17 protein-coding genes are annotated in these 18,422 nt (G+C 74.1%); 11 read left to right on the forward strand and 6 right to left on the reverse strand.

Annotated features, from left to right (window positions below; genetic code table 11):
- Nucleotides 1-28 precede the first annotated feature (28 nt).
- The 5 genes from pcaH (at nt 29) to ACZ7RU_RS28280 (ending at nt 5,147) form a co-directional block, all read left to right on the forward strand.
- Nucleotides 29-769, forward strand: coding sequence for a protocatechuate 3,4-dioxygenase subunit beta (gene pcaH, locus ACZ7RU_RS28260; protein WP_470343786.1), 741 nt, complete (start codon nt 29-31; stop codon nt 767-769).
- Complete coding sequence (gene pcaG / locus ACZ7RU_RS28265; RefSeq protein ID WP_470343787.1) at nt 769-1,356, forward strand: protocatechuate 3,4-dioxygenase subunit alpha; 588 nt, start codon at nt 769-771, stop codon at nt 1,354-1,356. The genes pcaH and pcaG overlap by 1 nt, the downstream gene beginning before the upstream one ends.
- 76 nt (nt 1,357-1,432) lie before the next feature.
- Nucleotides 1,433-2,764: a 3-carboxy-cis,cis-muconate cycloisomerase gene (pcaB, locus tag ACZ7RU_RS28270; RefSeq protein WP_470343846.1), complete on the forward strand. Its 1,332-nt coding sequence runs from the start codon at nt 1,433-1,435 to the stop codon at nt 2,762-2,764.
- Complete coding sequence (pcaDC, locus tag ACZ7RU_RS28275; RefSeq protein WP_470343788.1) at nt 2,761-3,939, forward strand: bifunctional 3-oxoadipate enol-lactonase/4-carboxymuconolactone decarboxylase PcaDC; 1,179 nt, start codon at nt 2,761-2,763, stop codon at nt 3,937-3,939. The genes pcaB and pcaDC overlap by 4 nt, the downstream gene beginning before the upstream one ends.
- Nucleotides 3,940-3,971: 32 nt before the next feature.
- A complete protein-coding gene (locus ACZ7RU_RS28280) occupies nt 3,972-5,147 on the forward strand; it encodes a 4-hydroxybenzoate 3-monooxygenase (protein ID WP_470343789.1) in 1,176 nt (391 codons plus the stop codon).
- Nucleotides 5,148-5,210: 63 nt separating this feature from the next.
- On the opposite strand, the gene ACZ7RU_RS28285 is transcribed toward ACZ7RU_RS28280, so the two are convergent.
- From ACZ7RU_RS28285 to ACZ7RU_RS28300, 4 genes are all read right to left on the reverse strand, one after another.
- Nucleotides 5,211-5,669 carry a MaoC family dehydratase gene (locus tag ACZ7RU_RS28285; RefSeq protein WP_470343790.1) on the reverse strand — a complete coding sequence of 153 codons (459 nt, stop codon included), beginning with the start codon at nt 5,667-5,669 and terminating at the stop codon, nt 5,211-5,213.
- A gap of 62 nt (nt 5,670-5,731) precedes the next feature.
- Entirely contained in the window at nt 5,732-7,240 is a 1,509-nt protein-coding gene (locus tag ACZ7RU_RS28290) for an acyl-CoA synthetase (RefSeq protein WP_470343791.1), read from the reverse strand.
- A gap of 9 nt (nt 7,241-7,249) precedes the next feature.
- On the reverse strand, nt 7,250-8,131 hold the full coding sequence (locus ACZ7RU_RS28295) for an amidohydrolase family protein (protein WP_470343847.1): 882 nt from the start codon (nt 8,129-8,131) through the stop codon (nt 7,250-7,252).
- A gap of 11 nt (nt 8,132-8,142) precedes the next feature.
- Nucleotides 8,143-9,054 carry an SDR family oxidoreductase gene (locus tag ACZ7RU_RS28300; RefSeq protein ID WP_470343792.1) on the reverse strand — a complete coding sequence of 304 codons (912 nt, stop codon included), beginning with the start codon at nt 9,052-9,054 and terminating at the stop codon, nt 8,143-8,145.
- Between the two features lie 235 nt (nt 9,055-9,289).
- On the opposite strand from ACZ7RU_RS28300, the gene ACZ7RU_RS28305 reads away from it, so the two are divergent.
- From ACZ7RU_RS28305 to ACZ7RU_RS28325, 5 genes are all read left to right on the forward strand, one after another.
- Nucleotides 9,290-10,222 carry a PaaX family transcriptional regulator gene (locus tag ACZ7RU_RS28305; protein ID WP_470343793.1) on the forward strand — a complete coding sequence of 311 codons (933 nt, stop codon included), beginning with the start codon at nt 9,290-9,292 and terminating at the stop codon, nt 10,220-10,222.
- Nucleotides 10,223-10,284: 62 nt separating this feature from the next.
- Nucleotides 10,285-11,682, forward strand: coding sequence for an NAD(P)/FAD-dependent oxidoreductase (locus ACZ7RU_RS28310; RefSeq protein ID WP_470343794.1), 1,398 nt, complete (start codon nt 10,285-10,287; stop codon nt 11,680-11,682).
- A gap of 224 nt (nt 11,683-11,906) precedes the next feature.
- Nucleotides 11,907-13,451 (forward strand): MFS transporter, encoded by a 1,545-nt coding sequence (locus ACZ7RU_RS28315; RefSeq protein WP_470343795.1) that lies wholly within the window; start codon nt 11,907-11,909, stop codon nt 13,449-13,451.
- Nucleotides 13,452-13,563: 112 nt separating this feature from the next.
- Nucleotides 13,564-13,953 carry an SCO5389 family protein gene (locus ACZ7RU_RS28320; RefSeq protein ID WP_470343796.1) on the forward strand — a complete coding sequence of 130 codons (390 nt, stop codon included), beginning with the start codon at nt 13,564-13,566 and terminating at the stop codon, nt 13,951-13,953.
- 209 nt (nt 13,954-14,162) lie between these two features.
- Entirely contained in the window at nt 14,163-15,203 is a 1,041-nt protein-coding gene (locus tag ACZ7RU_RS28325; RefSeq protein ID WP_470343797.1) for an LLM class flavin-dependent oxidoreductase, read from the forward strand.
- 61 nt (nt 15,204-15,264) lie between these two features.
- On the opposite strand, the gene ACZ7RU_RS28330 is transcribed toward ACZ7RU_RS28325, so the two are convergent.
- Nucleotides 15,265-15,576: a Uma2 family endonuclease gene (locus tag ACZ7RU_RS28330; RefSeq protein WP_470343798.1), complete on the reverse strand. Its 312-nt coding sequence runs from the start codon at nt 15,574-15,576 to the stop codon at nt 15,265-15,267.
- A gap of 276 nt (nt 15,577-15,852) precedes the next feature.
- Here ACZ7RU_RS28330 and ACZ7RU_RS28335 point away from each other — a divergent pair, with 276 nt between their 5' ends.
- Nucleotides 15,853-16,869 carry an NADP-dependent oxidoreductase gene (locus tag ACZ7RU_RS28335; RefSeq protein WP_470343799.1) on the forward strand — a complete coding sequence of 339 codons (1,017 nt, stop codon included), beginning with the start codon at nt 15,853-15,855 and terminating at the stop codon, nt 16,867-16,869.
- A 93-nt stretch (nt 16,870-16,962) separates the two neighbouring features.
- Here the strand turns inward: ACZ7RU_RS28335 and ACZ7RU_RS28340 are convergent, their stop codons facing one another.
- Nucleotides 16,963-18,411 (reverse strand): WGR domain-containing protein, encoded by a 1,449-nt coding sequence (locus tag ACZ7RU_RS28340; protein ID WP_470343800.1) that lies wholly within the window; start codon nt 18,409-18,411, stop codon nt 16,963-16,965.
- Between the last annotated feature and the right edge of the window lie 11 nt (nt 18,412-18,422).

Raw genomic sequence — 18,422 nt, forward strand, 5'->3', positions numbered from 1 at the left:
CGCTGATCGCCCCACGAGAGGAGCCATCGTGCCCCCCACCCAGCAGGAGATCTCCGCCCAGATCGCCGCGCACGCCGCCGGACCCGCCACCGGGCACCACCCCGACCGCGACTACCCGCCCTACCGCAGCAGCGCGCTGCGCCACCCCCGGCAGCCGCTCGTGCCGGTCCACGACCCGGAGGCGGTCGAGCTCTCCGGCCCCGCCTTCGGCCGCACCGACGTCACCGACCTCGACCACGACCTGACCCGCCAGCACACCGGCGAGCCGCTCGGCGAGCGGATCACCGTCACCGGCCGGGTGCTCGACCGCGCCGGACGGCCCGTCACCGGGCAGCTGGTGGAGATCTGGCAGGCCAACGCGGCCGGCCGCTACGCCCACCAGCGCGACCAGCACCCGGCGCCGCTGGACCCCAACTTCACCGGCACCGGCCGCTGCCTGACCGACGACCGGGGCCACTACCGCTTCACCACCGTCAAGCCCGGCGCCTATCCGTGGGGCAACCACACCAACGCCTGGCGCCCCGCCCACATCCACTTCTCGCTGTTCGGCAGCGCGTTCACCCAGCGCCTGGTCACCCAGCTCTACTTCCCGGGCGACCCGCTGCTGCCGTACGACCCGATCCTGCAGTCCGTCACCGACGCCGACGCCCGCACCCGCCTGGTCGCCGACTACGACCACGAGCTGTCCGTGCCCGAGTGGTCGCTCGGCTACCGCTGGGACGTCGTCCTGGACGGCCCCGGCGCCACCCCGTTCGAGGAAGGCCGCTGATGCCCTCGCCGCAGACACCCGTACGACCCCCGCTGCCCCCGACCCCCTCGCAGACCGTCGGCCCCTTCTACGGCTACGCGCTGCCCTTCCCCGGCGGCGCCGAGCCCGCGCCCGCCGGGCACCCCGAGGCGCTGACCGTCCACGGCACCGTGTACGACGGCGCGGGCGCGCCGGTCCCCGACGCGCTGCTGGAAGTCTGGCAGCCCGCCCCGGACGGCAGCCGCACCGGCGCCCCCGGCTCGCTGCGCCGCGACCCGACCACCGGCGGCTTCGCCGGGCGCGACGGGGTGACCTTCACCGGCTTCGCCCGGGTCGCCACCGACGCCGACGGCCGCTGGGCCGTACGCACCCTGCCGCCCGGCGGGGTGCCGTACCTGTCGCTGTGCGTCTTCGCGCGCGGGCTGCTGCACCACCTGTACACCCGGATCTACCTGCCCGGGCCCGCCGCCGACGCCGACCCGCTGCTCGCCGGGCTCGCCCCGGAGCGCCGGGGCGCCCTGCTCGCCCACCAGGGCGCCCCGCGCACGTACCGCTTCGACGTGCGGTTGCAGGGCCCCGAGGAGACGGTGTTCCTTGACTTCCGCTGAGACCCCCGCCGAGTCCTCCGCCGGCTTCTCCGCCGAGACCGCCCCGGACGGCGCCCCGGACGGCGCGGACCTCGGCCTGCTCTCCCCCGTCCGCGCCGGTACGGCGGTCGAGGCCGCCACCGGCGACCGGGCCTTCCTCCAGGCGCTGCTGGACGCCGAGGCCGCCCTGACCAGGGCCCAGGCCGGCCTCGGGCAGGCCCCGGTGGAGGCCGCCGCGGCCGTGACCGCCGCCGCCCGCGCCGAGCGCTTCGACCTGCGCGGCCTCGCGCTGCGCGCCCGGGCGGGCGGCAACCCGGTGATCCCCCTGGTCGCCGACCTCACCGGGGCCGTCCCCGCCGAGGCGGCACCGTACGTCCACCGCGGGGCGACCAGCCAGGACGTCCTGGACACCGCCACCATGCTGGTCGCCGCCCGCTGCCTGCCGGTGATCACCGCCGAACTGCACCGGACCGCCGAACTGCTCGGCCGGCTCGCCGCCGAGCACCGGCTGTCCCCGATGGCCGGCCGCACCCTCACCCAGCACGCCGTCCCGACCACCTTCGGGCTCAAGGCGGCCGGCTGGCGCGCCCTCGTCCTGGACGCCGCCGACCGGCTCGCCGCGCTCCGCCCGCCCGCCCAGCTCGGCGGCGCGGCCGGCACCCTGGCGGCCTTCGAGGCCCCCGACGGGGCCGCCCTGGTCTCCGCGTACGCCCGCGAACTCGGCCTGGCCGAGCCCGAGTTGCCCTGGCACGTGCTGCGCACCCCGATCGCCGACCTGGCCACCGCGCTGGCCTTCACCACGGGCGCGCTCGGCAAGCTCGCCGCCGACGTCCTGGTCCTGAGCCGCACCGAGATCGGCGAACTCGCCGAGGGCCGGGGCGGCGGCTCCTCCGCGATGCCCCACAAGGCCAACCCGGTGGGCGCCACCCTGATCGCCGCGGCCGCCCGGCAGGCCCCGCCGCTCGCCGCCGTCCTGCTCGGGGCGCTCGCCGCCGAGGACGAGCGCCCGGCCGGTGCCTGGCACGCCGAGTGGCAGCCGCTGCGCGAACTGCTCCGGCTGGCCGGCGGAGCGGCCGCCCGGGCCGCCCGGCTCTGCGAGGGCCTGCGGGTGTTCCCGGACCGGATGAGCGACAACCTCCTGCTCACCCGCGGCCTGGTGGCCGGCGAGCGCCTGGTCGGCGAACTCGCCGCGCTGATCGGCCGCGGCCCGGCCAGGCACCTGCTGCGCCGGGCCGCCCGCCGAGCCGCCGAGGAGGAGTCCGACCTCGCCGAGGTGCTCGCGAACGAGCCCGCCCTGTACGGCCTGACCACCGCCGACCGGCTGCACGACCTCACCGACCCCGCCCGGTACCTCGGCGCCGCCGGGCCGCTCGTCGACCGGGCGCTGCTGCGCCGGCCCGCTTCCCCCGCCCAGGAGAACCCCTCGTGACCGTACGCCTGCACCACCGGATCGACGGGCCGCCGGACGCGCCGGTGCTGATCCTCGGCCCCTCGCTCGGCACCTCGATGTCCGTCTGGGACGCCCAACTGCCCGCGCTGGCCCGCCACCACCGGGTGGTCCGCTTCGACCTGCCCGGGCACGGCGGCACCCCGGCGGACCTGCTGCCCGCCCACCGCACCGCCACCGTCGCCGACCTGGCCGGCCTCGTGCTCGGCCTCGCCGACCGTCTCGGCGTACGGCGCTTCGGCTACGCGGGCATCTCGCTCGGCGGCGCGATCGGCGCCCATCTGGCCGCTCACCACCCCGGGCGGGTCACCGCGCTCGCCCTGGTCTGCTCCTCCGCCCGGTTCGGCCCGGCCGGCGGCTGGCACGAGCGCGCAGCGCTGGTCCGTGCCGAGGGCACCGAGGCGCTGGCCGCGACCGCGCTGGCCCGCTGGTTCACCCCCGCCTTCGCCGGCTCCCCGGCCGCCGCCGCGCTGGTGGCGGACCTCCGCCGGACGGCCCGCGGCGGCTACGCCGCCTGCTGCGAGGCGCTCGCCGGGTACGACCTGCGCGCCGAACTCCCCCGGATCACCGCGCCGACCCTGGTGATCGGCGGCCGCCGCGACCCGGCCACCCCGCCCGCGCACTCCCGGGAACTCGCCGACGGCATCCCCGTCGCCGGGCTGCTGGAGCTCCCCGACGCCGCCCACCTCGCGCCCGTCGAACAGCCGCGGGCCGTCCTCACCGCCCTGCTGGGCCACTTCGGCGCCCCCGACGACGACCGGTCCCGCCACCGCGCGGGCACCGCCGTCCGCCGCCAGGTGCTGGGCGACGCCCACGTGGACCGGGCCGTCGCCGGGACCACCGGCTTCACCGCCGGATTCCAGGACTTCATCACCCGCTACGCCTGGGGCGAGATCTGGACCCGCCCGGGCCTCGACCGGCGCACCCGCAGCTGCGTCACGCTCACCGCCCTCACCGCCCGCGGCCACCTGGAGGAGCTGGCGCTGCACGTCCGCGCCGCCGTCCGCAACGGCCTCACCCCCGAGGAGATCGGCGAGGTGCTGCTGCAGACCGCCGTCTACTGCGGGGTGCCGGCCGCCAACGCGGCCTTCGCCACCGCCCAGCGCGTCCTCGCGGACCTCGCAGACCTCACGGACGCCGGTTCCTCCGACCATTGACCACCGCCCCCAACCACCGGAAGGCACACCCCATGCGCTCCAGCGTCGGCATCATCGGCGCCGGCCCGGCCGGACTCCTGCTCTCCCACCTGCTCCACACCCAGGGCGTCGACAACGTCGTCCTGGAGCTGCGCGACCGCGGCTACGTCGAGCGCCGCCAACGCGCCGGCATCCTCGAACAGGCCACCGTCGACGTGCTGCGCGCCTCCGGCGCCGGCGAGCGGATGGACCGTCAGGGCCTGCCGCACCACGGCATCGAGCTGCGCTTCGACCGCCGCTCGCACCGGATCGACTTCCCCTCGCTCACGGACGGCCGGTCCGTGACGGTCTACGCCCAGACGGAGGTGGTCAAGGACCTCATCGCGCTGCGCGAGGCGGCCGGCGGCACCGTACTGTTCGAGGCCGAGGCACTGTCGGTGGACGGCATCGACACCGCCGCGCCGAGCATCCGCTACCGGCACGACGGCGCCGAACACACCCTGGACTGCGACCTCGTGGTCGCCTGCGACGGCTTCCACGGCATCGGCCGCCACTCGATGCCCGAGGGCCTGCTGACCGTCAGCGAGCGGACGTACCCGTTCTCCTGGCTGGGCATCCTGGCCGACGTCCCGCCGTCCTGCGACGAACTGATCTACGCCCACCACGAGCGCGGCTTCGCCCTGCACAGCATGCGCTCCCCGGAGGTCAGCCGGCTCTACCTCCAGGTCGACCCGGACGACACGGTGGAGAACTGGCCCGACGAGCGGATCTGGGACGAGCTGGACACCCGCTTCGCGGTGGACACCGACTGGCGCCTCGCCCGCGGCCCGGTCACCGAGAAGTCCATCACCCCGATGCGCAGCTTCGTCGCCGAACCCATGCGCCACGGACGGCTGTTCCTGGCCGGCGACGCCGCCCACATCGTCCCGCCCACCGGCGCCAAGGGCCTCAACCTCGCGGTCGCGGACGTCACCCTGCTCGCGCGGGCCATCGGCCGCTGGGCCCTCGACCGGGACGAATCGCTGCTGGACGCCTACTCGGAGACGGCGCTGCGCCGGGTCTGGCGGGCCGAGCACTTCTCGTACACCATGACCACGCTGCTCCACCCGGCGCCGGGCGAGGGCGAGTTCGACCGCAGGCTCCGGCTCTCCCACCTGCGCTACCTGGCCTCCTCCCCGGCCGGCTCGGCCTCACTCGCGGAGAACTACGTCGGGCTGCCGGTGGTCTGACGCCGACACCCCGAAGGGGGCGGCCGCTCCGAAGAGCGGCCGCCCCCTTCGGGGTTCCCGTGCTCAGGCGTAGAAGCGGTAGACCACCTGGGCCACGCACGCGGGCTTGGCGGAGCCGTCGATCTCCACGGTGAGGTCGACCACGACCTCCACGCCGCCGCCCTTGACGTCCTCGACCGAGACGATCGCGCCGTGGGCGCGGATCCTCGCGCCGACCGGCACCGGGGCGGGGAAACGGACCTTGTTCAGACCGTAGTTGACGGCCATCGACACGCCCTCGACCACCAGCAGCTCGCTCCAGAGCGGGATGAGCAGCGAGAGGGTGAGGTAGCCGTGCGCGATGGTGCCGCCGAACGGGCCGCCCTTGGCCCGATCGACGTCGGTGTGGATCCACTGGTGGTCGTCGGTGGCGTCGGCGAAGAGGTCGACGCGGGGCTGGGCGATGTCGCGCCAGGCGGTGCGGCCGAGGTCGGCGCCGGCCTGGGCCCTGATCTCCTCGATGCCGTGGACGGTGGTGGACATGGTGGTGCTCCTTGGGGGACGTACGGGAAAGAGGATGTACAGCGGAAGGGGTGTGGGAGAGGTCAGTCGGAGAACTGCGCCCGGATCGGGCCCTTGAGCAGCTTCCCGGTCGCGTTGCGCGGCAGTTCGGGCGCGAGGACGACGGACTTGGGGATCTTGTAGCGGGCCAGCCGCCCGTCCAGGTGGGCGAGCAGGTCGGCCGGTCCGGCGGTAGCGCCCTCGCGCAGGACCACCACGGCCCGCCCCACCTCGCCCCAGACCGGGTGGGGCACCCCGATGACGGCGCACTCGGCGACGGCCGGGTGCTCCAGCAGGGCGTCCTCGACCTCGGCCGGGTAGATGTTCTCCCCGCCCGAGATGATCATGTCCTTGACGCGGTCGACCAGGCGGACGTAGCCGCCCTCGTCGGCCACCGCGATGTCGCCGGAGCGGAACCAGCCGTCGTCGCGGAACGACTCCGCCGTCGCCTCGGGCAGGTTCCAGTACCCGGGGGTGACGTTGGGCCCGGCGACCAGCACCTCGCCCTCCTCCCCCGGCGCGGCCTCCTCGCCGAGCGGGTCGACCACCCTGACGTCGGTGAAGAAGTGCGGCACCCCGGCGGTGCCGGCATGGGACCGGGCGTCGGCGCGGTGCAGGATCAGCACGCCGGGCGAGGCCTCCGTCATGCCGTAGCCCTGGACGAAGGCGAGGCCGCGGTCGAGGTAGGCGCGGGCCGTGCGGGCGGGCACCGGGGCGCCGCCGCACAGCAGGTTCCGCAGACTGGACAGGTCGGCCCGCGGCCAGCCGGGGGCGGCGGCCACCGCGTCGTACATGGTCGGCACCCCGAACATGCAGGTGACGCGGTGGCGCTCGACCAGGTCCAGGGTCCGGGCGGCGTCGAAGGCCGGTTCCAGGACCACGGTGCCGCCCTTGAGCAGCACCGGCAGACAGCTCATGTTCAGCGCGCCGGTGTGGAACAGCGGTGCGCTGACCAGGGCCACCTCCTCGCTCGTGAGGTCGGTGTCGACCAGCACGTTGAGGCTGTTCCAGAGGATGTTGCCGTGGGTGAGGACGGCGCCCTTGGCCCGGCCGGTGGTGCCCGAGGTGTACATGATCAGGCAGGGGTCGTCCGGGCCGACCTCCTCGTCGACCGGCTCCCCGGGCGCGGAGGCCAGCAGTTCCTCGTACGCCTCCCCCTCCGCCTGCCAGACCTCGACGCCGTCGGCCAACAGCCCTACGGTGTCACGGCCCTGCCGGACGGTGAGCAGCAGCGAACTGCCCGAGTCGGCCAGCTGGTACCGGAGTTCGGGCACCGCGAGGCGGGTGTTGAGCGGCACGAGGACGGCACCCAGCAGGCCGGCCGCGAACAGTGTCTCCAGGTAGGAGGGGTGGTTCGGGCCGAGGAAGGCGACCCGGTCGCCGCGCCGCACCCCCGCCTGACGCAGTGCCTGCGCCAGGCGGGTGCAGCGCTCGTACAGCCGGGCGTAGTCGACGGCCGCGCCCTCGTGGACCAGCGCGGTGCGCCGGGGGGTGCGGCGGGCGCGGCGGCCGGGCCAGGAGCCGATGCCCTGGTTGCGTGCGGGTGTGCGCATCGGCTCCCCTCACCTCCCGTCGCCAGCCGGCGCCAGGCCGAGCAGCCGGGCCGCGTTCTCCTTGAGGATCTTCGGGCGGACCTCGTCCTTGATCGGCAGCGCCGCGAAGTCGGCGAGCCAGCGGTCCGGGGAGATCAGCGGGTAGTCCGACCCGAACAGCACCTTGTCCTGGAGCAGGCTGTTGGCGTACCGGACGAGCTGGGGCGGGAAGTACTTGGGCGACCAACCGGAGAGGTCGATGTACACCTGCGGCTTGTGGGTGGCCACCGCCAGTGCCTCGTCCTGCCAGGGGAAGGAGGGGTGGGCGAGGATGATCCGCATCCCGGGGAAGTCGGCGGCGACGTCGTCCACGTCCATCGGGTTGGAGTACTTCAGCCGGATGCCGCCGCCTCCGGGGGCGCCCGCGCCGATCCCGGTCTGGCCGGTGTGGAAGACGGCGATCGCGCCGGCCTCCTCGATCGCCTCGTACAGCGGGTAGGCGAGCCGGTCGTTGGGGTGGAAGGCCTGGATGTTCGGGTGGAACTTGAAGCCCTTGACCCCGAACTCCTCGACCAGGCGCCGGATCTGGCGCACCGCGGCCTTCCCCTTGTACGGGTCCACCCCGGCGAAGGGGATGATCACGTCGGGGTGTTCCCGGGCGGCCTCGGCGATCTCCTCGTTCGGGACCGGCGGGGTGCCGGTGGCGGACTCGGCGTCCACGGTGAAGACGACGCAGGCCATCCGCCGCTCCCGGTAGTGGGCGGCGATCTCCGGCAGGGTGGGGTGGCGGTGCCCGGCCTTGAAGTACGCGCCGGCGGCGGCGTCCAGTTCGGCCGAGAGCGAGGCCCCGCCCTTGGCGGAGACCTCGGCGTGGGTGTGCACGTCGATCGCGACGAGCGCGTCCGGGTCGATCGTCGGGGCGCTCACAGCCGCGGCGCCGGGATGCCGTAGGTCTGCGGCACGCGCCCGACCGAGACCGGCCAGGCGGCGGCGATCGCCTCCGCGCTCCAGCCGCCGTCGGCGTACGCCACCGCGACCTCCTCCGGGTGCGACCACAGGGCGAGCTTGTCGCCGCCGACGCCGATGCACTGGCCGGTGATCCCGGCGGAGGCCTCGGAGGCGAGGAAGGAGACCAGCCCGGCCACGTCCTCGGCGGTGCCGAAGCCCTCTCCCTTGCGCAGGGCGTCCGGGAACGGGGTGCCGTGCTGCTCCAGCGCCTCGATGTGCGGGGCGAAGACCGGGATGGTCTTGGTCATGGCGGTCGCGGCGACCGGGATGACGGCGTTGGCGGTGATGCCGGCCCGGGCCAGCTCCATCGCCCAGGTGCGCACCATGGCGGCGATCCCGGCCTTGGCGGCGGCGTAGTTGGTCTGGCCGAAGTTGCCGCGCTGCCCGGCGGGGGATCCGGCGACGATGATCCGGCCGCCCTCGCCCTGCTCGCGCATCCGCTCGACGGCGGCCCGCACACAGGTGAAGGTGCCGCGCAGATGGACCCGGACGACGGTGTCGAAGTCCTCGTCGGTCATCTTCCAGAGCACCTTGTCGCGCAGTACCCCGGCGTTGGTGACCATCGTGTCCAGCCGTCCGAAGTGCTCCACCGCGCAGGCGACCAGCGCCTCGGCGGCCTCGGCGGTGCCGACCGGGACGGCCAGCGAGGCGGCCCGGCCGCCGTCGTGGGTGATCAGTTCGACGGCGTCGGCGGCGGCCTGCGGGTCGACGTCGTTGACGACCACCGAGGCGCCGGCGGCGGCCAGCGCCCTGGCGTAGGCGAGGCCGAGGCCGCGTCCGCTGCCGGTGACGACGGCCACCTTGCCGGAGAGATCGATGCGATCCATGGGAAGTCCTTTCGCCGGGCCGGGGCGGAGGCGCGTGTTCGCGACCAGGCATCGCCACCGGCGGCTGCTGAAGAAACTAGGCAGAATTCTTTCGACGGTCAACAGAGTGCCGAACATTGATCCTGGCTAGGCTGTTTCCCGACCAGCCCGACCTGCCCGATCAGCCCGACCCACGCCCGATCCGCCTGATCCACCCGATCCGCGCCGACCGCGCCCGAACACCAGGAGGAAGACCGTGCCCGCCGACCAGGACACCGCCGCGCCGCGACCGCAGTCCCTGATGCTGAGCTTCTTCGGCATCCACGTGCTCGGCCGGGACGTCGCACTGTCCTCCGGGGGCGTGATCGACGCCTTCGCCCGGGTCCGGGTCAGCGAGGAGGCCGTCCGCTCGACCCTCACCCGCATGGTGGGCCGGGGGCTGCTGGAACGTCACCGCCGGGGGCGTAAAACGTACTTCGCCCTGACCGACCGCGCCAAGGCCGTGCTCGCCGACGGGCAGGACCGGATCTGGCGCACCGGCGCCGTCAACCGGGAGTGGGACGGCAGTTGGACGGTCGTCGGCTTCTCCCTCCCCGACGCCTGGCGCCGGGAACGCCACGACCTGCGCTCCCGGCTGGTCTGGGGCGGTTTCGCCCCGCTGCAGAGCGGCCTGTGGACGGCGCCCGGCCGGGTGGACGTCGCCGCCCTGGTCGACGGGCTCGGGCTGGAGGGCCACCTGCGGGTCTTCCACGGCCGGGCCGCCGCCCCCACCGACGCCGGCGACCTGCTCGCCGCCTTCGACGTCCCGGCGATCGCCGACGGCTACCGCGGCTTCCTGGACCGCTGGAGCGCCGCCGCCGACGCGGCTGCCACCGTACCGGCCGAGGACGACCTGGCCCGCCAACTCCTGCTGCACACCGACTGGTTGGACCTGGTCCGGAGCGACCCGCACCTGCCGGCCGAGCACCTGCCCGCCGACTGGCCCGCCGAGGCGGCCGAGCGGCTGTTCCACGCCCTGGCGCACCGCTACCGGCCGGGTGCCGAGGCGATCGCGGCCGAGATCCTGGACCGGATCGACTTGGACCGTACCGAGTCGGGCCGCACCGGGTCGGACCGGACCGAGGGGCCGCCCGCCGGCCAGGGTCCTTATGTCAACACCATTGACGTTGAGCCCCGCGCGACGGTCTGATGGCGGCACACGGAGGCCCGACCCTCCGCGCACCGACGCCATGCACCGAAGGAGCCACCGCCATGGCCGACCCCGTCCGCGCCCTCCAGGACGCCCAGCCCGTACCGTTCTGGCTCGACGACCCCGCCCGGCCCGCGGCCGCCTCCGCCCTGGTCGGCGACGTGCGCTGCGACCTGCTCGTGGTCGGCGGCGGCTACAGCGGGCTGTGGACCGCGCTCATCGCCAAGGAGCGCGACCCCTCGCTCGACGTCGTCCTCGTCGAGGCGCGGGAAGCCGGCTGGGCCGCCTCCGGCCGCAACGGCGGCTTCTGCGAGGCCAGCCTCACCCACGGCCTCGCCAACGGCCACCAGCGCTGGCCCGACGAACTCCACGCCCTGGAGCGGCTCGGCGCCGCCAACCTCCAGGCCATGGAGGACACCCTCGACCGCCACGGCATCGACTGCGACTGGGAGCGCACCGGCTCCCTCGTCGTCGCCACCGAGCCCCACCAGGTCGGCGAACTGCACGAGTTCGCCGAACTCGCCGCCCGCCACGGCAGCCGGCTCGACGTCCTGGACGGCGACGCCGCCCGCGCCGAGATCGACTCCCCCACCTTCCTCGGCGCCGTCTGGGACCGTCAGGGCGTCGCCATGCTCAACCCCGCCCGCCTCGCCTGGGGCCTCAAGCGGGCCTGCCTCGACCAGGGCGTACGGATCTTCGAGCACACCCCCGCCACCAGCCTGACCGGCTCCCCGCGCGGCATCACCGTCCGCACCCCCTACGGCCGGGTCGCCGCCCGCCGCGTCGCGCTCGCCACCAACGCCTTCCCCTCGCTGCTGCGCCGCCACCGCCCGTACACCGTGCCGGTCTACGACTACGCGCTGATGACCGAGCCGCTGAGCGAGGCGCGGCTCGCCGCGGTGGGCTGGCGCAACCGCCAGGGTTTCTCCGACAGCGCCAACCACTTCCACTACGTCCGGCTGTCCGCCGACAACCGCATCCTGTTCGGCGGCTACGACGTAGTGCACCAGTTCCGCAGCCGCGTCCGGGCCGAACGCGACCAGCGGCCGGAGACCTTCGCCACCCTCGCCCGGCACTTCTTCCGGACCTTCCCCCAGCTGGAGGGCGTCCGGTTCAGCCACGCCTGGGGCGGCGCCATCGACACCTGCACCCGGTTCAGCGCCTTCTTCGACCTCTCCCACGACGGCCGGGTGGCCTACGCCGCCGGATTCACCGGCCTGGGCGTCGGCGCGACCCGCTTCGGCGCCGAGGTGATGCTCGACCTGCTCGACGGCGCCCGCACCGAGCGCACCGCGCTGGAGATGGTCCGCCGCAAGCCGCTGCCCTTCCCGCCCGAACCGGCCCGCTCGATCGGCATCGGCATCACCCAGTGGGCCCTCACCCGCGCCGACGCCGACGCCGGGCGCCGCAACCTCTGGCTGCGCACCCTCGACCGCTTCGGCCTCGGCTTCGACAGCTGACGGCCGGCGGGCGCGGGCGGCCGGGCGTGCAAGCGGGCGGACCGGCGGGCGCGCGGGCGGGCGGGCGGGCGGGCAGGTGCGGGACGGGTTCGCCGTCGTCGCATGTCCGTAATGAACGATTGTGTTCCCTATCTCCCGGGGATACCGTCGACAGTGGTGAACGAATCCGTCCTCTGCCCGTCGTTTGCCCGTCGTTCACCCCCGCACCCATTGGGGGTCCTGCCATGGCCACCTCGCGCGCCCTGGCCGAGGCTGCGCCCGCGACCGCACGTCGGGGCCAGCACCCGGGGATAGCACTCACCGTCATCGCGGCGACCCAGCTGATGGTCGTCCTCGACATCACGATCGTGAACATCGCGCTGCCGCACATCCAGCAGGCGCTGCGGTTCAACACCACCGAGCTGTCCTGGGTCATCAACGCCTACACCCTCACCTTCGGCGGGCTGCTGCTGCTCGGCGGCCGGGCGGGCGACATCCTGGGGCGGCGGCGGGTGTTCGTCGTCGGGGTGCTGGTGTTCAGCCTGGCCTCGCTGCTCGGCGGCGTCGCGCAGTCCTCCGGCTGGCTGCTGGCCGCCCGGTCGCTCCAGGGCCTGGGCGGGGCCATCGCCTCACCGACCGCGCTGGCGCTGATCGCCACCAACTTCAGGGAGGGCCCGGAGCGCAACCGGGCCTTCGGCGTGTTCTCCGCGGTCGCCGGGGCCGGCGGCGCGATCGGGCTGCTGCTCGGCGGCATGCTGACCTCCTGGCTGTCCTGGCGCTGGGTCTTCTTCGTCAATGTGCCGATCGGCATCACGATCGCGCTGCTGGCGCCGCTCTACATCAACGAGTCCGAACGCCACCCCGGCCGCTTCGACCTGACCGGCGCCTTCTCCGCGACGGCGGGAATGGTCTCGCTGGTCTACGGGTTCATCCGCGCCTCCGACCACGGCTGGACGGACACCGTGACGCTGACCGCGTTCGGCCTCGCCGTCGTCCTGCTGGCGGGCTTCCTGCTCCACGAGCGCCGGGTGCCCCAGCCGATCACCCCGCTGCACCTGCTCCGCGACCGCAACCGCTCGGGCGCGTACGGGCTGATGCTCTGCATGGCCGCGACGATGTTCAGCATCTTCTTCTTCATCACCCTGTTCGTGCAGGAGATCCTCGGCTTCAGCCCGCTGCGGGCCGGCTTCGCGTTCCTGCCGATCAGCGTCGCCATCGTCGCCGCCGCCCAGTTCGCCGCCCGCAGCCAGACGCGGTTCGGCGCCAAGCCCTTCCTGATGGCCGGCTCGCTGCTGGTGCTGGGCGGGGTCGTCTGGGCGACCCGGATCGACATCGGCAGCAGCTACGTCGGCGGCATCCTCGGCCCGACCCTGATGTTCGGCTTCGGCATGGGCTCGATCTTCGTCCCGGTGATGCTGACCGCCGTCTCCCGGGTCGCCCCGCACGAGACCGGCGCGGCCACCGGCATGCTCAACACCACCCAGCAGGTGGGCGGCTCGCTCGGACTGTCGATCCTGGTCACGGTGTACGGCACGGCCAGCCGTACCGAGGCCCGGCAGCAGGCCGGGGCGTTCCTCCGGCAGGCCACCCCCCAGCAGGCCGCCCAGTTCCGGGCCACCGGCCGGCTCCCGGCGCCGTACTCCTCGCAGGTGCTGGTGCACGGCATCGCGAGCGCGTTCCAGCTGGGCCTGGTGTTCGCGACGCTCGGGGTGGCGATCGCGGTGCTCGTGATCAAGGCGAGCCGGGTGCCGGTGCCGCCCGCCGTCAACCCTTCGGGGGGTGGTGCTTGACAGGGCGTCAGGGCGGCCGGGAGAGTCTTCCTTGCAATGGTTTTCATCTTCGCTAACTGTTGCGGGTGAACGCCGCCCACCGAACCCCGACGCGCCCCGAAAGAGGACACCCATGTCGCTCGACGTCTCCCCCGCCCTTCTCGCCCAGGCCCAGCAGGGCCGGGTCGACGAGACCGACTTCCTCGACACCGTCCGCACCTCGCTCCCGTACGCCTACCAGGTCGTCGCCGGGCTCAGCACCGAACTCGCCGCCGGCCAGGAGGAGTTCACCACCGACAACACCACGCCCAGCGACGAGCAGCGCGCCCAGCTGCTGCGCGCGCTCGCCAGCAACGCCATCCGGGGCAGTCTGGAGAACCACTTCGGGGTGAAGCTCGCCTTCGTCAACTGCCACCGGGTCGGCGCCTTCCGCCCCGGCGCCGAGGACGGCGCGGCGTACCGGGAGTTCACCTCGCTGCACAACCAGATCCGCAACCAGAGCCCGGAGCTGCGCAGCTGCTGACGGCGCCCGGCCCCGGCGGCCCCCACCTCTCTCGACGGGCGGGGGCCGCCGTACGTGTCGCCGCGTTGCGCGCCGTTGCGGGCCGTTGCGGGCCGTTGCGGGCCGTTGCCGGCCGGTGTCCGGATCGCGCGCCGATCTTGTCGGGCGGCGCGGCGCCTGCGTACGTTCGGAACGCGCCCACCCGACCGCCTCACCCCGCGGAGCCCGCCATGTCGCCGACCCCTCGCCCGCTGCGGAAACTCGGCTTCCTGACCATCGGACTCTTCGACGAGGCGGACCCCCGCCGCGGCCACGAGGCCACCCTCGGTCTCATCACCCTCGGCGAGCGGCTCGGCTTCGACAGCGCCTGGCTGCGCCACCGCCACCTCCAGTACGGCATCTCCTCCCCGCTCGCCGTACTCGCCGCCGCCACCCAGCGCACCAGCCGCATCCAGCTCGGCACCGCCGTCACCCCGCTCGGCTGGGAGAACCCGCTGCGCCTCGCCGAGGACCTGGCCACCGTGGACGTGCTCTCCGGCGGCCGGCTCAACCCCGGCTTCAGCGTCGGCCCGCCCACCCACTACGAGCACGTGCGCGGCACGCTGTACCCCGACACCGGGGAGCAGGAGGACTTCGGCCCCCGGCGCGCCAAACGGCTGCTCGCCCTGGTCCGCGGCGAGGACGCCTCGGGCTTCTCCGGCACCGAGGGCATCGAGGTGTACTCCCCCCGGGTCCAGCCGCACTCCCCCGGCCTCGCCTCCCGCCTCTGGTACGGCGCCGGCAGCCTGCGCTCGGCCCGCTGGGCCGGCGAGCAGGGGATCAACCTCCTCACCAGCAGCGTGGTCAAGCCGGAGGACGCGGACGACGAGGGCCCGTTCGACTTCGCCGCCCTCCAGGCCGCCCGGATCCGCGCCTTCCGCGAGCGCCACCCCGACGGCGAACACGCCCGGGTCTCCCAGGGCCTGGTGGTCATCCCCACCGACAGCGCCACCCCCGAACAGCGCGCCAGGTACCACGCCTACGCCCTCGCCCGCACTCCGCGCACCCTCGCCCCGCAGGGCCCCGCCCGACTGCTGTTCGCCCCCGACCTGGTCGGGACCACCGAGGAACTCGTCGAGCGGCTGCACGCCCACGCCGGCTACCGCGAGGTGGACGAGGTCGCCTTCGCCCTCCCGTTCACCTTCGCGTACGAGGACTACGTGCAGATCCTCACCGACCTGGCCACCCGACTCGGGCCGGCCCTCGGCTGGTCACCCGAGCACCAGGGCTGAGCGACGGCCGGCCCGCGCGGGATGCCCGGCGGATCGAGCCGCGACCGGGCCCGTTCCTGACTCAGAACTCGCCGGTCTCCAGCTCGAGTTCGAACGGCTCGGGCAGCCGCACCGGCACCCCGAACGGGTGCGGCCCCTCGACCCGGGTGCAACCGAGCGCCCCCGGCTGGGAGAACAGCGCGCAGGCCCGCTCCTGCCGGTCCACCAGGAGGTGGAGCGGCGCACCGAACCGGGCGTAGCGGCGGCGCTTCACGGTCCGGTCGGTGTCGGCGCTCGGGGGCTCGGTCGCTTCCAGGACCAGGAGCGTCCGGTCCGGCGACAACGCCCCGTCGACCCCGGCGCGTTCGGCCGGCACGACGGCCAGGTCGGGCACGTAGCGGTCCACCGTGCCCGGCAGGGCCAGGTCGCCGGAACCGGCGAACAGGCCTCTCGGCCCTGAGGGCCGGGGCGAGCTGCTGCCGGAGCAGGTCCACCGTGGCCTGGTGCGCCCAGGAGTGCGCCACCTGGATGGCGAGCCCCTCGATGATCTCCGTTTCCACGGGGCGAAGTCCATGTCCGTCTCCGAGCGCACCCTGCTCTGGTCAATTGAATAAGCGCTTGCTTAGAATCGGCGCGTTCAGCCGTCGAGCCCGAGTGACCAGGAGACGTCATGGCCGGAGCCACCGGAGTCAACCGTCAGATCCGCCTTGCCAGTCGGCCGGTCGGGGAGGTGCGTCCGGAGGACTGGGCGCACGTGGAGGAGGCGGTGCCGGAGCCGGGGGACGGGGAGTTCCTGGGGCGGACGCGGTACGTGTCGCTGGATCCGGCGATGCGGGGGTGGCTGGACGACCGGCCGTCGTACCTGCCGCCGGTGGGGGTGGGCGAGGTGATGCGCGCGGGCTCGGTGGTGGAGGTCGTCGCGTCGAACCACCCGAAGTTCCGGGTCGGCGACCACGTGGTCGGGGCGTTCGGGGTGCAGGAGTACGCGGTGTCGGACGGGAAGGGCGCGCTCACGGTCGATCCCGCGCTCGCGCCGCTGTCGACGTACCTGGGCGCCCTCGGGATGCCCGGGATGACGGCGTACTTCGGGCTGCTGGAGGTCGGGGCGCTCAAGGAGGGCGAGACGGTCGTCGTCTCCGGCGCCGCCGGGGCGGTCGGCAGCCTGGTGGGCCAGATCGCCAAGGTGAAGGGCTGCCGGGTGGTCGGGATCGCGGGCGGCCCGGAGAAGTGCGCGCTGCTCACCGGGGAGCTGGGCTTCGACGCCGCGATCGACTACCGCGCGGAGGACGTCCGCAAGGCCCTGCGCACCCACGCCCCGGACGGCATCGACGTCTACTTCGACAACGTCGGCGGCCCGGTCCTGGACGCCGCGCTGACCCGACTGGCGATGCACGCCCGGGTGGTGGTCTGCGGCGCGATCAGCCAGTACAACAACGAGGGCGCCGTGCAGGGCCCGTCCAACTACCTGTCGCTGCTGGTGCGGCGGGCCCGGATGGAGGGCTTCGTGGTGTTCGACTACGCCCGTCGATACCCGGAGGCGGCCGCCGAGATCGCCGGCTGGATCGCGGAGGGCCGGATCAAGGTCAAGGAGCAGGTGGTGGAGGGCACCGTGGACGACTTCCCGGAGACCTTCGGGATGCTGTTCCGCGGTGAGAACACCGGCAAGCTGGTGCTGCGGCTCGTCTGACGGACGGCCTCCCCGGGCGGCCGTCACCCCCGTACGGCCCGCCCGGGGCCCGATCCCCGGGGCCCGATCCCCGCTTCCCCGGCCCCGCCCCGGTCAGAGCAGGCGCTTGATCTCGCCGCGCGCCCGGTAGAAGCCGCCCGAGGCGGACTCCCGCACCTCGGCGACCAGGTAGCGCGCCCCGGCGATCCGGATGTCCTTGGGGAACTGCACCCGCCACGACGGGTCGTAGCCCCGCGAGACCACCCGCATCCGCAGCCGGGCGCCGTCCTGCACGCACTCGACCTCGACCTCGCCACCGGTCCGGACGGTGGCCGCCTCCACCGTCTCCAGCCCGGCGCCGGCCAGCACCGGCTCCCAGCCCGCGCCCTTGACCTCGGCGGTCCTCGGCAGCGTGCCGTCCTCGGCCGCCCGCACCGCCTGCTCGCTCGCGTCCAGGCAGGCCAGCGAGCCGTCGGTGGTCACCAGGTAGAGCCGGCCGTCCCGGTACTGCATGCTGTACGCCGAGCCGCAGCCGGTGGCGAGCTTCCACAGCCGGGTGCCGTCGGCCGCGAAGCAGTACACCGAGGAGTGGTTGTCCCCGGCGAAGACGTACTCGCCGTCCGGGGAGGCGGCGCAGGAGAACACGGCGGCGTCGCAGCGGTAGGCGGCCACCTCGGCGCCGTCGGACTTGCGCAGCCGGTGCACCCAGCCGCGGCCGGTGCCGGCGAACACCTCGTCGGCCTCCTGCCAGCCGAACAGCACCTCGCCGTTGGTCGGGGCGTGCCACCGCTGGTCGCCACTGCGGTTGTCGTAGCGGGCGACGCCGCGCGAGTGGCCGTGGTAGACGCCGTCGGCGTCGCAGCGCACCATCCAGCCGGACCGGCCGTCGGCCTGGCGGCGCCACTGGAACTCGTCCTCGTGGTCCACCGTGGTCAGCCCGCCGCGCTCGTCGGCGACGCCGAGCACGCCGTCGTGGATGTCGAGCCAGAAGATGTCGACGTCCTGGGCGATCTCGTAGGCGACCCGCGGGACCTTGCCGCCCAGGTCGTACACCTTGCCGTCGTCGCAGCCGGCGTAGATCCACCAGTCGTCCGCGACGATGCACTTGACGCCGTCCGGCAGGCCGTAGCGGGCCGTCACCTCGCCGTCGTGGGTGAGGGTGTAGACGTCGCCGCGCTCGTTGCCGACCCAGGCGTGCTCCTCGCCGACGAATATCCCGAAGGCGGGCGAGCCGGAGCGGAAGCGCCACAGCAGCGGCGCCTGACGGGCGGTCGAGCGGCTGCTGACGATCTGCCGCCTGGTCACCGCCCGGCGCTGGCGCACACCCTGGACGGCCGGGGCGTAGCCCTTGCGGACCTTCTCGCCGATCTTCTTGGCCGCCGACGCGGCCGCCTTCTCCGGGCTCGGGTACGTGGTCGCCTTGCTCTGCCCGGGCTCGCCGATCCGCCCGTACCGCACGGTCACCACCTGGCCGGCGAGCCGCACCTCGTAGAACTTGTGCGCGCTCCCCTCGTCCTCGGACAGTTCGAGGTACGTGACCTGCTCTTCCACGGCGACGGACACGGCGAAGCCCC

This window comes from Kitasatospora sp. NPDC114501 (genome assembly GCF_055633695.1).

What these genes read in the sequence shown, in the direction of transcription:
- pcaG (WP_470343787.1), top strand. Translation starts at nt 769, where the DNA reads ATGCCCTCGCCGCAGACACCCGTACGACCCCCGCTGCCCCCGACCCCC.
- ACZ7RU_RS28280 (WP_470343789.1), top strand. Translation starts at nt 3,972, where the DNA reads ATGCGCTCCAGCGTCGGCATCATCGGCGCCGGCCCGGCCGGACTCCTG.
- ACZ7RU_RS28285 (WP_470343790.1), bottom strand. Translation starts at nt 5,669, where the DNA reads ATGTCCACCACCGTCCACGGCATCGAGGAGATCAGGGCCCAGGCCGGC.
- ACZ7RU_RS28290 (WP_470343791.1), bottom strand. Translation starts at nt 7,240, where the DNA reads ATGCGCACACCCGCACGCAACCAGGGCATCGGCTCCTGGCCCGGCCGC.
- ACZ7RU_RS28300 (WP_470343792.1), bottom strand. Translation starts at nt 9,054, where the DNA reads ATGGATCGCATCGATCTCTCCGGCAAGGTGGCCGTCGTCACCGGCAGC.
- ACZ7RU_RS28310 (WP_470343794.1), top strand. Translation starts at nt 10,285, where the DNA reads ATGGCCGACCCCGTCCGCGCCCTCCAGGACGCCCAGCCCGTACCGTTC.
- ACZ7RU_RS28315 (WP_470343795.1), top strand. Translation starts at nt 11,907, where the DNA reads ATGGCCACCTCGCGCGCCCTGGCCGAGGCTGCGCCCGCGACCGCACGT.
- ACZ7RU_RS28320 (WP_470343796.1), top strand. Translation starts at nt 13,564, where the DNA reads ATGTCGCTCGACGTCTCCCCCGCCCTTCTCGCCCAGGCCCAGCAGGGC.
- ACZ7RU_RS28325 (WP_470343797.1), top strand. Translation starts at nt 14,163, where the DNA reads ATGTCGCCGACCCCTCGCCCGCTGCGGAAACTCGGCTTCCTGACCATC.
- ACZ7RU_RS28335 (WP_470343799.1), top strand. Translation starts at nt 15,853, where the DNA reads ATGGCCGGAGCCACCGGAGTCAACCGTCAGATCCGCCTTGCCAGTCGG.